We start from the raw sequence: 14,181 nt of genomic DNA on the forward strand, positions 1-14,181 counted from the left end.
CCACCCTCAGGTGAACGCGTTCTCCAGCTCGCTGCGCAGGACCCGGCGCAGCAGCTTGCCGTTCTCGTTGAACGGCAGTTCCGAGCGGAACTGGATGTGCTCGGGCGTGCGGCTGGAGCGCAGCTGCGCCCGCACGTGGCTGCGCAGCTCCTCCTCCGTCACCTCGCCGGAGGCGACGACGGCCGCGACGACCTGCTCGCCCCACTCGCGGTGCGGGATGCCGACGACCGCGGCCTCCTCGACGGCGGGATGGGTGATCAGGACGGCCTCGATCTCGCCCGGGGACATGTTCTCCCCGCCGCGCACGATGACGTCGTCCAGGCGCCCGTGCACGAACAGGTAGCCGCCCGCGTCCAGGTGGCCCTCGTCGCGGGTCGGGAACCAGCCGTCGTTCTCGATCCGGCCGATGCCGAGGTACTCCCCGGACACCTGCCCACCGCGGACCCAGATCTCGCCGCGCTCCCCGGTCGGCACCTCGACGCCGGCGGGGTCGCGGATCGTGACCTCCAGGCTGGGCAGCGGCCGCCCGACCGAACCCAGCCGGGCCCGCACCTCGGGGTCGGTGCTGCCGATCGCCGCCTGGTGGTCGTCCGGGCCCAGCACCGCGATCGTGCTGGACGTCTCGGTGAGCCCGTAGGCGTTGACGAAACCGACGTGCGGCAGCATCGTCACCGCGCGCTCGATGACCGGCACCGGCATCGGCCCGCCGCCGTAGGAGATCGACCGCAGGGACGGCAGGCCGAGCCCGTCCGCCTCGACGACATCCAGGATGCGGCCCAGCATGGTCGGCACGACCATCGCGTGGGTGACCGACTCCGCCCGGACGAGGTCCACCCAGGCCCGCGGCTCGAAGCTCTCGAGCTGCACGGTCCGGCGCCCCGAGTAGGTGGCCGAGCAGGACGCCGACACACCGGCGATGTGGTACGGCGGGACGCTGACGATCCCGACCTCGTCGTCGGCGGCACCGGCGAACTCGACCGTGGTGATCACGTACTCGGTGAGGTTGCGGTGGCGCAGGACGGCCGCCTTGGGCTCGCCGGTGGTGCCGCTGGTGAACAGCAGCACCGCGATGTCCTCGGGGTCACCGCCCCAGCCGTCGGCCTCCTTGGCCTCGCTGTCCGCCGCGAGGGCGAGCAGCTCGTCCCGGGTGACGAGGTGGATGCCGTCGATGTCACCGAGCCGCTCGGCGACACCCGCCCCGACGACGATCGTCGCCGGGGCGGTCCGGGCGACGATCGCGCGCAGCTGCTCGTCCGCCAACCGGTAGTTGATCGGGACGAACGGCTTGCCCGCCAGCGCCGACCCGAACAGCGTCAGCGGCACGGCGGGGGAGTTCAGATCGATCAGGCCGACCCGGTCACCCGGCATCGCCGCCAGCGCGGCGCCGGCCCGGCGCGCCTGGTGCCCGAGCTCGGCGAACGTGAGCCCACCCGCGAGCGGGCCGAGCGCGACGCGGTCGGCCAAGCCGTCCGCGGCCATCTCCAACAGCATCCCGAGGTGCATGTGCTTCTCGCCCGTCAGTCAGAGGAGGGGAGGGGCTTTGCGTCCTTCAGCGGAAGCGGAACGTCGCCGATCGACAGCGAGCCGGCGCCGGCCTTGGTGGCCAGCAGCTCCAGCCCGGACTCGGGGTCGGCGAAACGCTTGCCCAGCGGCGTGCCGGCCGAGAACGCGGGGTCGAGCGTCAGCCCGGCGGGGGCCTCCTCGCCGACCTGGACCACCGGATGCCCGCCACATCGCAGATCGATGGCGGCGGACGCGGGCTTGACTATGATCACCTCGGTGTCGCACACCGTGGACTTGTAGCGCGTACCGGGCTTGACCAGGGTGCTCACCCGTGTGACCTCCTTGTGCGGGCCTCCCACCGTGGCTGTGGAAGGGCCGTTCTCGCCTCGTAGGACATCGCAGAACCGCCACGGATCCGTGCCCGCCGGGCACCGCGGTCGTCGGGCTCGGTCGTACGCACGGGCCGCGGGGGCGCGACGGCGGTGCGGCGCCGCACACCGTCACGAAACGGCGCGGGCGACCGAATCCGGGACCAGGCGGTGCCGGCAATCACAGGTCACGAGGTTATTCGTGTTCCGCCCACGGCGCTGAAGTTCACTGAAGGCGACAGCGCTGCTTCCCGCCGTGACGACCTGGAGGTCTGCTCCTACCAGGGACTACGGGAGGTCGGGTGCGACCGGAAGGCTGACGCCGGTGAGGAGCCGGGTGCGGTCGAGTGCCACGGCCATGACGTCCACGATCTGCGCCATGGGCCGCTCGGGGGTGGCGTCGACGAGCGCCTCGGGCAGCCGTTCCAGCACGGTGAAGAACGCGATGCTGGCGATTCGCGGGTCGAGCGGGTGCGGCCACCGGCCGCCGCCGGGGACGGTGGCGTAGCCGGTGTGCAGCCGCTCGCTCATCACCCGCCGGACCTCGTCCAGCCGCGCATGGTGTGGCTGCTGGTCGAGCCACACCCGGGTGACCCCGAGATACCGCAGCGCGAAGGTCGCGACCGCGCCCAGCCAGTCACGCAGCTCGCCGGGATCGGGCGCGGTGGGTGCCGCCGGTGTGGTCGCCGCGCGGATTCTGTGCAGCCTTTCGTCAAGCTCGGTGATGGCTCCGAGGGCCCGGTCGCTCAGTGCCACCAGCAGGTCGAGCTTTTCGTCGAAATACTTGTAGAAGGTTCCGCGGGCGTAACCGGCGAGTGAGACGACGTCATCCACCGAACATTGGTGGTAACCCTTTTCGGTAAAGCATTGGACGCCGGCGTCGAGCAGCCGGGCGACGGTGGCTCCCGCCCGGCTGCTGAGGCCGGCGAACCGGTCGTCGGGGCGCCGCGCGGCGACCGGTGAAGAAACCGGTGCGGGTGGTTGCGCGGGCGTCGCCGAGGCCACTGGATGTGCTGATGTCGAGGCGGGTGCCACCGATGGTGCGGACCACAGCCGCTCGCCGCCGCTCGGCGGGCGCGGCGTCGGAATCTCGCGGCCGAGCTGCGCGAAAACGGCCGGCGGTGTCTGTGGGAAAAGCAGCAGCTGGATGAGGACGGCCAGCCCGTCGGTCAGGTGCTCCGTGCTGATCGCGGTGGAGCGTGCGGGGGGCCGCGCGCCGCCCGGGCCGGTACCCGGACCGCTGCCCTGGCCGGCGGTGCGCCCGCCTGCGGGGCCGGCCGCGGCGTTGACGTGCCTCGTGTAGTTCGCGGCGTTGACCAGCGTGGTCAGCACGACCGCGGCGTCCACGGGATCGATGCCGGTCACACCGGAGGCGGCGAGCCGCCGGGCGATCCGCTCGTGATAGTCCGCCAGGAAGCGGCTGGCCATCTCCGGGATCGGGGTGCCGGGCGAGCTGATGTTCGCCCACTGGACGAACATGGTCGAGTACCGGTCGTAGACCCAGGCCCACTCGCCGAGCCACCAGTGCAGATTGTCGAAGCCGAGCTCGGTGGGTTCCAGCGGGCCGATCCGGCGGACCACCCGCATGAGCGCCGTTCCGCATTCCTGGAGCAGCTCGATGAAGATCTGCTCCTTGCTCTCGAAATACTGATAGAGCGTGGCCCGGGACACGCCGGCGGCCTTGGCGATGTCATCCACCGACGTGCCGTGGAAGCCCTGCGCCTCGAATAGGCCCAGGGCCGTCTCCACGACGCGTGCGCGGGTACGTGAACCGCGCGCTCCGACCACCGGACTGGTGGGGCCGTAGCTCGCTCGCCGAAGGATCTCGTTCTCGGACATCTACGTCAGAGTATGCGAACAGGCGGCGTTGTATTCCGTTCCGCGCGTCGGAACACGCGCGTTCGCCGAAAGGTGGAATTCACCCGGTGGTCGCCGTGGGGCGGCGCCCGTTGAGCCGGTTGCTCTCGGTCGCCCCGGCGTGGCGCGGCGCGGTGGCCCGGGTGACACCGGCCGGCTCCGACGGGCCGATCCGTTGGGCGGTCACGAAGGACCCCTCGATGGGCATCGGCTGGTGCGGGTGCCGACCGAGCCGGTTCGCCGCCCGGGTGAAGGCGGTCTCGTGGCCGCGCCAGCCGTGGTCACCGAGCCAGGCCGCCGACTCGCCCTGCAGGCCACCGTGCCACAGCTCGGCGAACTCACCCATCGGCGGGATCCGGCGCACCTCGTCGAGCAGGTCCTTCGACAGGCCGGTCGCGTCCTCGAGGGCGAACCGGCTCGACGGTGCGGACAGGTCGGTGACGTTCGTCAGCAGCCGCTCGGCCTGGGCGGCCTCCAGGTACACGAGAATGCCCTCGGCCAGCCAGGCCGTGGGCAGGCTCGGGCGCAGGCCCGCCCGCAGCAACTGGTCGACCCAGTCCTCGGTCAGGTCGGCTACCACCGGACGGCGTTCACACCGAGGCCGGAAGTTCGTCGAGGCGAGCACCCGCTCCTTGAACGACAGCATGTCGGGGCGGTCGACCTCGAACAGGAGGGTGCCGGCCGGCCAGGGCAGCCGGAAGGCCCGCGTGTCCAGGCCCGCGGCCAGCACCACCACCTGCCGGCAGCCGGCGGCCACGGCCGCGCCCAGCTCGTCGTCGAAGAAGCGGGTGCGGACGTCCAGGTAGGTCATCAGAGTTCTGGCCCACATCCGCAGCTGGTCGTCGGCGTCGGGTGGGACCACGGGCACCGCGTCGCCGGCCGCGTCCACGAAGAGCTGCGCGAGCCAGTCATCGAAGAGACGGTCCGGCCGGCGGCTCGCCTTGGCCCGGATCCAGGCCGTGGCGAGCGCCGTCCGTCCTACGCCGCGAGGAACCTCGTCCATGCGCTGAACGTAGCTGGATGCTCTCGAAGGGTGGTGCTTGTTGGAGTTTTCGGCCTCGGATGTGGCCTATGTCGTGGCCTTTGTCGTCCGCGACGCCGCCAGGCGCGGGTGGCAGCCATCCGGTGGGGTGGCCCGGTTCCGGCGGCCATCGGTCCCGGGCGCCGCCCGTCCGGACGGCGGCCGGTGACCGGCCGCAGGAACCATCCGAACGCGGCGACCGACACTGCCCGCGGCGGGCGGGCCACGCCTACGGTGGCCCGGTAACCGGTCAGAACCCCGGTTCCACGACCAGATCCACGACCAGGGAGGCCGTCATGACGCGGACCAATGCTCCTGCTCCTGCGCACATCGGCGCTCCGGCGGCCCCGGCCGCCGCACGGGCTGACGGTGAACTGGGGGGCATCCCCGGGCAGGACATCCCGCGTGACCACGCCGGCTTCGGCGTCCTCACCTTCGACGTGTGCCTGCGCCTGGTCGGCGGCGAGCACATCGGCCGGGTCGCGTTCGCGGCCGACGGCGAGGTCCTCGTGCTCCCCGTCAACTACATCGTGGACGGCAACACCATCGCGTTCCGGTCCCGCGTCGGGTCCAAACTCTCCGCCGCCGCCAGCCACAGCGTGGTCGCGTTCGAGGTCGACGGCTTCGACGAGACCGTCCGCGTCGGCTGGAGCGTCCTGATGAACGGGTACGCCGAGGCCGTCCGCGACGACGCCGAGATCAGGCGGCTCGAGGCCCGCGGGCTCGCGCCCTGGGCGGCGAACCTGGAGCGGCCGACCTGGATCCGCATCCACTGGGACTCGGTGTCCGGGCGCTCCACGACGCCGGGCTCCGCCGGCCGGCGCTGCTGAGCCGGATCAGATCACCCCGGATCAGATCAGCGGGACGTTGCCGTCCCGGGACTGGCCGATGGTGCGGCAGGTGGCGATGCTCTGCTGGTAGCCCAGCGAGAACGACTGGGCGCGCTGGGCCGGCGTGCCGTGCGCGTCCGGCGCGGTGCCGCCCTGGTCGAGCCAGCCGCCGCGGGTGTCGCCGAGGCTGTAGAACAGCGTGGTGCCGTTCACGGCCTCGTCCTGGGTGAGCCGGCCCGCGTCGACGGCGAAACGGGCCTGGTTGCCGGCGAGGCAGTCGGCCTGGTTCTCCTCGGCGCGGGACACCGCGCCGAGCACGCCGGCGATCCGGTCGCCGCGGTGGCCCAGCTCGTGCATGACCACGAAGGCGGGGTAGGACGGGCCGCCGTCGTCGGCGAGCCGGGACATGAAGTCCGTGCTGTAGGCGATCGTGTCGTCGAGGGTGCAGTAGAGCGCGTTGTCGGCGAACACCTGGGGATCGGTGACGCCGTCCGCGCAGGCGATCTTCGGGATCTCGCCGTTGCGGTACGGCACGTAGTGCGGCTCGGTCCACGCCGTCCCGAGCTGGTTGCGCCAGTAGCCGTTCACCGAGCCCGGGCAGTCGGCGGACTCGGTGATCAGAGCGACGACGTCGTCCGTCGAGGAGATCCGGCCGCCGCAGGCCGGTCTCGGCGTCTGGGCCCATGCCGCCGCCGTCGTCCCGGGAGAAAGACCGAACCAGCTCGCAAGCAGCAGGACCGACAGGGTGAATGCGGCCACAAAGGCCCTTCTGGCGTGCACGACGGCAACCGTAAAGAGCGAAGTGCGGCTTTTGATAGGTGCGCTGGCCTTCGTGGATCCCCGAATTCGGGGGGATGGCCTTTACGGGCCGGCCGGTTTGCCCCGGGCAGCGGCCGTGCCCAGCGCATCTGCGTTCCGGCGGCGCCCGCCGTCGGACGTCCGGCGGGGTGTGATGGTCGTCGCGCGCCCCCGGTGAGCGGCACCGACGGGTCAGCCCGCCGGTGTGTCCTGGCGGGCGGACGGGAGCAACGGCTCTCGCGCGCCTCATTGGGGTCGCGATCCACCTGCCGGCGGTCGGCGCGGCCGGGTGGCGTCCGAAGCGTTGAGGATTCTGGTTGTTCCAACGACCGGAATCCTCAGGTCTTGCGCGAGCAGGGGTGATCCCGGTGGCCGCCTGAAGTCGCGGCTCGAAGCATTGAGGATTTTCGTCGTTCCAGCTACCAGAATCCTCAGAACCTGCTCGGCAGCAGCGGCAACTCGAGGCTTGGACTTCGCGGCACGCGCACCGCGACCAGATGCGGAACGGGAACCACCGAGGCGCACCACCAGGCCGGGAGCCGCACCGCCCCCCCGAAGGTGTCGTGGCCGGCCTGATAATGAGGTGACGTCCACGCACACGTCCCGCGCGCCGGCGGCCCGAGCCTGAGGATCTGGAGTCTGGAGGGAGCAGCCGTGTCCACTACTGCCGCGGGCCGGGTGCCCTTCCAGCTCGTCGTGCTGGAGGCGGTGCTGGAGCGGATCACCTACGCCAACGAGGAGACCGGCTACACGGTCGCCCGCGTCGACACCGGCCGCGGCGGTGACCTGCTGACGGTGGTCGGCGCGCTGCTCGGCGCGCAGCCCGGCGAGTCGCTGCGCATGCGCGGGCGGTGGGGGTCGCACCCCCAGTACGGGCGCCAGTTCCAGGTCGAGGACTACACCACCGTCCTGCCGGCCAGCATCCAGGGCATCCAGCGCTATCTGGGCTCCGGGCTGGTCAAGGGGATCGGCCCGCGCTTCGCCGAGCGGATCGTCGACCACTTCGGCCTCACCGCGCTGGATGTCATCGAGAAGACCCCGGAGCGCCTCATCGAGGTCCCCGGACTCGGCCCGAAGCGGACGAAGGCGATCGCGGCCGCCTGGGAGGAACAGAAGGCGATCAAGGAGGTCATGGTCTTCCTCCAGGGTGTCGGTGTCTCGACGTCACTCGCGGTCAAGATCTACAAGCAGTACGGGGACGCCTCGATCGGCGTCGTGCGCACCGAGCCCTACCGGCTGGCCACGGACGTCTGGGGCATCGGGTTCCGCACCGCGGACGTCATCGCGCAGGCCGTCGGCATCCCGCACGACAGCCCGCAGCGGATCAAGGCCGGCCTGCTGTTCACCCTGTCGGAGGCGACTGACGGCGGTCACTGCTTCCTCCCGGAGAACCAGCTGATCAGTGACGCGGTGCGCATCCTCGCCGTCGACACCGGGGCGGTGATCGAAGCTCTCGCCGAGCTGGTCGCCGAGGAGGGGGTCACCCGGGAGGAGGTGCCGGGGGAGGACCCGCAGCAGCCGGTGGCCGCCGTGTACCTGGTGCCGTTCCACCGCGCCGAGGTCTCGGTGGCGAACCAGCTGCTTCGGCTGCTGCGGGCCGACGCCGACCGCCTTGAGGCCTTCGCGGACGTCGACTGGGAGCGTGCGCTCGGCTGGCTGCACGGGCGCACCGGCGTCGAGCTCGCCGAGGGCCAGCGGGCGGCGGTGACCCTGGCGCTGACGTCACGGGTGGCGGTGCTGACCGGCGGGCCGGGATGCGGGAAGAGCTTCACGGTCCGGTCGATCGTCGAGCTCGCCCGCGCGCGGCGGGCGAAGGTCGTGCTCACCGCGCCGACCGGGCGGGCCGCCAAGCGGCTCGCCGAGCTGACCGGCCACGAGGCGTCGACCGTGCACCGGCTGCTGGAGCTGCGCCCGGGTGGGGACGCGGCCTTCGACCGTGACCGCCCGCTCGACGCCGACCTGGTCGTCGTCGACGAGTCGTCCATGGTCGACCTGTTGTTGGCGAACAAGCTGGTCAAGGCGGTCGCACCCGGCGCGCACCTGCTGCTGGTCGGTGACGTCGACCAGCTCCCCTCCGTCGGCGCCGGGCAGGTGCTGCGCGACCTGCTCGCCCCCGGCACGCCCATCCCGCACGTGCGGCTGACCCAGGTGTTCCGGCAGGCGAGCGAGTCGGGCGTGGTGACGAACGCGCACCGCATCAACCGGGGCGAGCAGCCGCACGTGCGCGGTCTCGACGACTTCTACCTCTTCGCCGCCGAGGACGCCGAGCAGGCCGCGGCCCTCACCGCCGACGTCGTCGCCCGCCGCATCCCGGCGAAGTTCGGCCTGGACCCGCGCCGTGACATCCAGGTGCTCGCGCCGATGCACCGCGGGCCCGCCGGTGCCGGCGCACTCAACATCGCGCTGCAGGAGGCGCTCACCCCAGCCCGCCCGGACCGGGCCGAGCGCCGCTTCGGCGGGCGGGTCTTCCGAGTCGGCGACAAGGTCACCCAGGTGCGCAACAACTACGACAAGGGCGCGAACGGCGTGTTCAACGGCACGCTCGGCGTCGTCACCGCGCTCGACGAGGACAACCAGACCCTGACCGTGCGCACGGAGGAGGACGAGGACGTCGACTACGCCTTCACCGAGCTCGACGAGCTGGTGCACGCCTACGCGGTGACGATCCACCGCTCGCAGGGCAGCGAGTACCCGGCCGTGGTCATCCCGCTGACGACCAGTGCCTGGATGATGCTCCAGCGCAACCTGCTCTACACGGCGGTGACCCGCGCCAAGCGGCTGGTGGTGATCGTCGGATCGCGGCGCGCGATCGGCCAGGCGGTCCGGTCGGCCGGCCACGGCCAGCGGCACACCTCGCTCGCCCACCGGCTGCGGACCGCGGTGGGTTCGGCAGGTTCCTGACCAGGTGGCCGTCGTCCCGGTGCGTCGGGGCGCGTACCCTGCGTGCAGGGACAGGGCGGGGAGAGGACGCGGGCGTGACGACAACCGACGGACCGGCGACCGGGGCCCGCGAGGCGGTCACGCCGCCGCTGCGTGACCTGTACGGAGAGGCGCTGCGCCGGCTGCGGCGCGAGCAGGGCCGCACCCTGCGGGACGTCGCCGACGCGGCACAGGTGTCGATGCCGTACCTCTCGGAGGTCGAGCGCGGCCGCAAGGAGGCCTCCTCGGAGGTGCTCGCGGCGATCTGCCGCGCCCTGGGCATCAGGCTGGTCGACCTGCTCGTCGTCGTGATGGGGGAGCTCGTCCGCTATGAGCCCCTGCCCGTGCAGCCCGCCCGCCCGGTCGGCTTCGTCAGCTCCAGCGCCGGCTTCGGCGCCGGCGCTGTCCGCCCGGTCGGCGGTCTGGCGGGCCAGGTGGGGGTGGCCGGGCCGCACGAGATCGTGTCCGGTGGTTTCTCCGGTCCGCACGCGTCCCTCGGCCGTCACCTGGCCCGCCGGTCGCTCGCCCGCCACCGGTACCCGCTCTCGCCGCGGCCCGGGCTGCAGCGCCGGCCCGCGGTCCGTCCCGGGGTGGCGGGCCCGGCCGTGCCTCCTGCGTCAGGCGGGCCGGGCCACCCGGGTTTCGGGGGCCGGTCCGCCGTGGCGTGGCACGCGGTCGTGGCGCGCTGAGACGTCCACCAGGCCGCCGTGCAGGCCTCCCGCCGGGCCGCCGGCCAGGCCTCCCGCCGGGCCACCCGCCGGGCCGTCGGTCAGCTCCCCGGCGCGGTGCAGGACGTGGTCGACCAGGCCGTACTCGCGCGCCTGCTCGGCGGTGAACCAGCGGTCCCGGTCGGCGTCCGCCTCGATGCGTTCGACCGGCTGCCCCGAATGCAGGGCGATCAGCTGCTGGAGCAGGCGCTTGGTGGCCAGCATCTGCGTGGCCTGAATCGCGATGTCCGAGCTGCCGCCGCCGATGCCGCCGGATGGCTGGTGCATCAGCACCTGTGACCGCGGCAGTGCGTAGCGCTTGCCGGGCGCGCCCGCGGTGAGCAGGACCTGGGCCATCGAGCCGGCGAGCCCCAGCGCGACGGTCGCGACGTCGTTCGAGACGTACTGCATCGTGTCGTAGATGGCCATTCCCGCGCTGACGGAGCCACCCGGTGAGTTGATGTACAGGTAGATGTCCGCGGTCGGGTCGTCGGCCGCCAGCAGAAGCAGCTTGGCGCAGATGGCGTTCGCCATCGCGTCCTCGACCGCGGAACCGAGGAACACGATGCGGTTCGCGAGGAGCCGCTGGAAGACGTGCTCCTCGGACGGCCCGGACGGTGAGCCCGTGGCGTCACCGCCCGCGTGGCCCGGGTGCTGCGCCTGGGCCGGGAACCGGGTGTGGGCCTGAAGCTGTGGGCGGGCCTGGACCTGCGGGTGAACCTTGGACGGAGCGTGCATGGTGGCTGACCTCCCGCCGGCCCGGCGGGGGTGGGAGACGACGAAGGGCCGGCGCTGCCAGCCTCACCGACGGCGACGGCCGCCAGGGGTGTGCTCTGCCTCCGGCAGATCTGCTGCCGGCAGAGCGCGGCGCCGGTGCCGACCCGGAGCCGCCGGTGCCAGGAGCCGCCTGGTGCCAGGAGTGGCGATGCCAGGCGCGGCAGGCGTCAGTAGGCGTCCGGGTCGGCGTCGAAACGCAGCCGGGCGCGGACGGTGTCGTCGTGCAGCGTCACCATGAAGTCCTCCGCGACGCGCACCTGCTCCTGCAGCGACGCCAGCTTGTCCTCCGCGAGGCTGACCCAGGCGGAGAGCCGTTCGTGCAGCTCCTCGCGTCGCTGCCGGGGAAGCCCGTCCTGTTCGATCTCCTCCCGCAGGCCCACCAGCGCGCGCATCTCGTCGAGGGTGAAACCGAGCGGCTTCATCTTCTTGATGAGAAGGAAACGGTCGAGCGCGTCGTCGTCGTAGAGCGGCCCGCCACCGTCGGCCTGCCCGACGGCCACCAGCAGGCCAGCCTCCTCATAGAAGCGGACCGTCCGCAGGGACAGCCCCACCAGAGTGGCGACCTCGCCGATCTCGTAGCTGCCGCGGTGGGCTGAGGACGGGGTGATGTTGCCAGTCGTGGACAATTCGACCCTTACGTCGGTATCGCGGGCGGGGTGACTGTGGGGTTGGCGCGACCGCGCCGGCCGGGGCGGATTCGGCTGCCGCGCCGTGGCCGGCAGGGGCGAACCCAGCATATTGCGGACCCGCCGGCGGGCACGGAGGCGGCGCCGAACGCGCCGGAGACATCGAACCCGGCACGGTGGGCGGCGGGACTGGTCACGGGGCCTGCTGGTGGTCCACCGGGTTCTGGTGCCCGCCCGGCAGCCCCTGCTGGCCCGACTGGCCGGGCTGTGCCGACTGGCTGGGCTGCCCGTGCGGGTCGTCGGAGCCGGCGCGGGACCGCTCGACGTCCCCGTGCAGGCCGACGACGAAGTCCTCCGCGACACCGGCCTGCTCACGCAGGGCCGCGAGTTTCTGCTCGGCCAGGACGGCCCAGGTCCGAAGCCGCTCCCGAAGTTCCACCCGCCGCTGAGCGGTCAGCCCGGGGTCGGCCAGCTCGTCGCGGACCGTGAGCAGTGACCGCATCTCCTCGAGAGTGAAACCCAGGGGCTTCATTCTCTTGATGAGAAGGAGGCGGTCAACCGCGTCGTCGTCGTAAAGGCGAAAACCGCCGGGCGTGCGGCCCGTGGGGACGAGAAGGCCGGCCTCCTCGTAGTAACGGACCGTTCGCAGTGACAATCCCACCCGCTCGGCGACCTCTCCGATCTGGAGAGCGTTGCGGCGGATCAGGCCGGGATGGGATTCGTCCCTGCGTATCGTCGACAAAGCTACCCTAACGTCAGGGTCGGGAATCATGTGCCGTGGCGGACAGGCGGCCGAGCGGGGTGACTCCCGAACACGTCTACAGAGACTGTGCCATTGGTAGGGAGCACTGTACGACGTCTGGGAGTCCGGCGAAAATCGGCCAGGGGCGGAAGATCCGGACCTGCTCGGCGGGTCGCGGAGCAGGCGGGCATCGGCGGGCCGCGCCCGGATCGCCGGGGTGTGCCGGCGGTCCGCGCGGTCTCGTCCCGTGGGCGGGGCGCTCTCCTCCGGCGGGCGGGCACGCAGGTGCCTCGGGCGGGCGCCACTTCCGTGGTCGGACGGTCACCCTCGATGAGGTGAGCCGTCGCGGCGGAGGCGGCGGAGCGTGCCGCGGCCGGCTGTGGCGGCCCGGCTGATCGGTGGGTGGCCGGCAGGGCGTCCAGCAGGCCTCTCAGTGGCTCCTGGCCGGGTCGACCGGGCCGGCGTGACGGGCGTCGCGGTCGATTCATGATCGAATCTCCGTGGGTCCTTGGTCCCGAACGGGTGTAAGGGCTAGCACGGTCTGGCAGAAATTTCCGGTACATCCGTTTTGCCGGGGCACGATTTCGGTGGATGTCTGTCCGGACATTCAGAACGGGGGGAGCCCGGCGGATGGAGATTCCGAGGAGGTTGGGGCCGTTCCTGCTTACCCGCCGCATCGGCGCCGGCGGGATGGGGACGGTCTACTACGGGACGATGGGCGGGCCGGACGGTCCGCCGGCAGCAGTGAAGATCATCCGGGCGGAGCTCGCCGATCATCCGGAGTTCCGGGCGCGGTTCCGGCGCGAGATCGAGGTCGTGCGCCGGGTGGCGGGCGCCTGCACGGCCCGGGTGCTCGCCGCTGATCCGGATGGCGATCCGCCCTACCTGGCCACCGAGTACCTGGCTGGGCCCAGCCTCGCCGAGTACGTGCGCCAGCACGGCCCGCTCGCCGGTGACTCGCTGCGCACGCTGGCTGTCGGCCTGGCCGAGGCACTGGTCGCCATCCACGACGCCGGCGTGGTCCACCGTGACCTCAAGCCCTCCAACGTGCTGCTCACCAGGGAGGGGCCGCGGGTCGTCGACTTCGGCATCGCCCAGGCCGTCGACACGGTGTCGCTCACGGGCGCGGGCTCGTCGGTGGGCAGCCCCGCCTACATGAGCCCCGAGCAGATCAGCGGACGCTTCAACGACCCGGCCATGGACGTGTTCGCCTGGGGCTGCACCGTCGCGTACGCGGCGACGGGACGTTCGCCGTTCGGCGGGGGCTCGGCGGACGCCGTGCTGTTCCGCGTCCGCCATGACCCGGCGAACCTGGACGGGGTGCCCGGCCGCCTGTACGGGCTGCTCGCCCGCGCCCTGGCGAAGAACGCGCAGGCGCGACCCGACATCCGCGCGCTGCTGCGGGAGCTGCTCGCCCTGTCGGACGTGGGACCGACGGTCAGCAGTGACGCCGAGGGCACCGATCTGACGGCGCTGGTGAACGAGGTGATCGCGGCGGGCTGGCTGTCCACCGCGCATCTCGACGCCCGGATCCTCGACCTCGACACCCAGGACGTCGAGCTGCTGCCGATCGTGCGGGCTCCGACGCCGCCGCGCCCCACGCCATCTCCCGCGGCGTCCCCGGCCGCCGGCCGGCGCAGGCCCGGCGCGGTCGGCCCGGCGGGACGGGGCATCCCGGCGGTGTCGACGGAACGAGGAGCGCCCCTGGCGTACCTGCGGTGTGTGCTTCCCGAGCAGCGAGCCGAGGACCAGCGAACCGAGGACCACCGAACCGCAGGAGCCGAGACGACGGCGCCGCGGGCGGCCCCCAGGATGGACACCGCCGCCGGGACGCGCTCCCCGGGCGGCAGAGCTGCCCGGGGCGGAACCACCGCCGCCGCGTCGAGACGAGCGGCGTTCGGGGCACAGCACGTACCTGGGGCACAGCACGTACCTGGGGCACAGCATGCACCTGGGGGAGGGCATGTACCGGAGGTGCAGCAGGTGCCCGTGGGGCGGGCCGCGCCCGGGTCGCCGGCCGGCACGGTGACCGC

12 protein-coding genes are annotated in these 14,181 nt (G+C 72.4%); 4 read left to right on the top strand and 8 right to left on the bottom strand.

Going from position 1 to position 14,181, the window contains the following annotated elements; translation table 11 throughout:
- Positions 1 to 6: 6 nt before the first annotated feature.
- The 4 genes from FREUN1FDRAFT_RS25470 to FREUN1FDRAFT_RS25485 all read right to left on the bottom strand — a co-directional run bounded on the left by FREUN1FDRAFT_RS25470 (position 7) and on the right by FREUN1FDRAFT_RS25485 (position 4,731).
- On the bottom strand, positions 7 to 1,503 hold the full coding sequence (locus FREUN1FDRAFT_RS25470) for a class I adenylate-forming enzyme family protein (protein ID WP_006543132.1): 1,497 nt from the start codon (positions 1,501 to 1,503) through the stop codon (positions 7 to 9).
- 14 nt (positions 1,504 to 1,517) lie between these two features.
- Positions 1,518 to 1,832: a hypothetical protein gene (locus FREUN1FDRAFT_RS25475; protein ID WP_006543133.1), complete on the bottom strand. Its 315-nt coding sequence runs from the start codon at positions 1,830 to 1,832 to the stop codon at positions 1,518 to 1,520.
- Between the two features lie 327 nt (positions 1,833 to 2,159).
- On the bottom strand, positions 2,160 to 3,710 hold the full coding sequence (locus FREUN1FDRAFT_RS25480; RefSeq protein WP_006543134.1) for a TetR/AcrR family transcriptional regulator: 1,551 nt from the start codon (positions 3,708 to 3,710) through the stop codon (positions 2,160 to 2,162).
- 79 nt (positions 3,711 to 3,789) lie between these two features.
- Positions 3,790 to 4,731, bottom strand: coding sequence for an SAM-dependent methyltransferase (locus tag FREUN1FDRAFT_RS25485; RefSeq protein ID WP_006543135.1), 942 nt, complete (start codon positions 4,729 to 4,731; stop codon positions 3,790 to 3,792).
- Between the two features lie 314 nt (positions 4,732 to 5,045).
- Between FREUN1FDRAFT_RS25485 and FREUN1FDRAFT_RS25490 the strand changes: the two genes are divergently transcribed.
- Positions 5,046 to 5,579, top strand: a complete 534-nt coding sequence (locus FREUN1FDRAFT_RS25490; RefSeq protein ID WP_006543136.1) for a pyridoxamine 5'-phosphate oxidase family protein — start codon at positions 5,046 to 5,048, stop codon at positions 5,577 to 5,579.
- Positions 5,580 to 5,600: 21 nt separating this feature from the next.
- Here FREUN1FDRAFT_RS25490 and FREUN1FDRAFT_RS25495 read toward each other — a convergent pair whose 3' ends face one another.
- The gene (locus FREUN1FDRAFT_RS25495; RefSeq protein WP_157475310.1) at positions 5,601 to 6,359 is read right to left on the bottom strand and encodes a neutral zinc metallopeptidase; all 759 of its coding nucleotides are present in this window, start codon (positions 6,357 to 6,359) and stop codon (positions 5,601 to 5,603) included.
- Between the two features lie 672 nt (positions 6,360 to 7,031).
- Here FREUN1FDRAFT_RS25495 and FREUN1FDRAFT_RS25500 point away from each other — a divergent pair.
- Positions 7,032 to 9,278, top strand: coding sequence for an ATP-dependent RecD-like DNA helicase (locus FREUN1FDRAFT_RS25500; protein WP_006543138.1), 2,247 nt, complete (start codon positions 7,032 to 7,034; stop codon positions 9,276 to 9,278).
- A gap of 74 nt (positions 9,279 to 9,352) precedes the next feature.
- On the top strand, positions 9,353 to 9,985 hold the full coding sequence (locus FREUN1FDRAFT_RS47745; RefSeq protein ID WP_006543139.1) for a helix-turn-helix domain-containing protein: 633 nt from the start codon (positions 9,353 to 9,355) through the stop codon (positions 9,983 to 9,985).
- Here the strand turns inward: FREUN1FDRAFT_RS47745 and FREUN1FDRAFT_RS46745 are convergent.
- The 3 genes from FREUN1FDRAFT_RS46745 to FREUN1FDRAFT_RS25520 all read right to left on the bottom strand — a co-directional run bounded on the left by FREUN1FDRAFT_RS46745 (position 9,914) and on the right by FREUN1FDRAFT_RS25520 (position 12,148).
- A complete protein-coding gene (locus tag FREUN1FDRAFT_RS46745) occupies positions 9,914 to 10,741 on the bottom strand; it encodes an ATP-dependent Clp protease proteolytic subunit (protein WP_006543140.1) in 828 nt (275 codons plus the stop codon). The two genes, FREUN1FDRAFT_RS47745 and FREUN1FDRAFT_RS46745, sit on opposite strands and share 72 nt — an antisense overlap.
- 206 nt (positions 10,742 to 10,947) lie before the next feature.
- Positions 10,948 to 11,406, bottom strand: coding sequence for a MerR family transcriptional regulator (locus FREUN1FDRAFT_RS25515; protein ID WP_035953426.1), 459 nt, complete (start codon positions 11,404 to 11,406; stop codon positions 10,948 to 10,950).
- A gap of 193 nt (positions 11,407 to 11,599) precedes the next feature.
- The gene (locus tag FREUN1FDRAFT_RS25520) at positions 11,600 to 12,148 is read right to left on the bottom strand and encodes a MerR family transcriptional regulator (RefSeq protein ID WP_369809822.1); all 549 of its coding nucleotides are present in this window, start codon (positions 12,146 to 12,148) and stop codon (positions 11,600 to 11,602) included.
- Positions 12,149 to 12,778: 630 nt separating this feature from the next.
- Between FREUN1FDRAFT_RS25520 and FREUN1FDRAFT_RS25525 the strand changes: the two genes are divergently transcribed.
- Positions 12,779 to 14,181 (top strand): serine/threonine-protein kinase (locus FREUN1FDRAFT_RS25525; RefSeq protein WP_006543143.1); only part of this gene is annotated, 1,403 nt, incomplete at its 3' end.

This window comes from Parafrankia sp. EUN1f (genome assembly GCF_000177675.1).
In the GTDB taxonomy this organism is placed as follows: domain Bacteria; phylum Actinomycetota; class Actinomycetes; order Frankiales; family Frankiaceae; genus Parafrankia.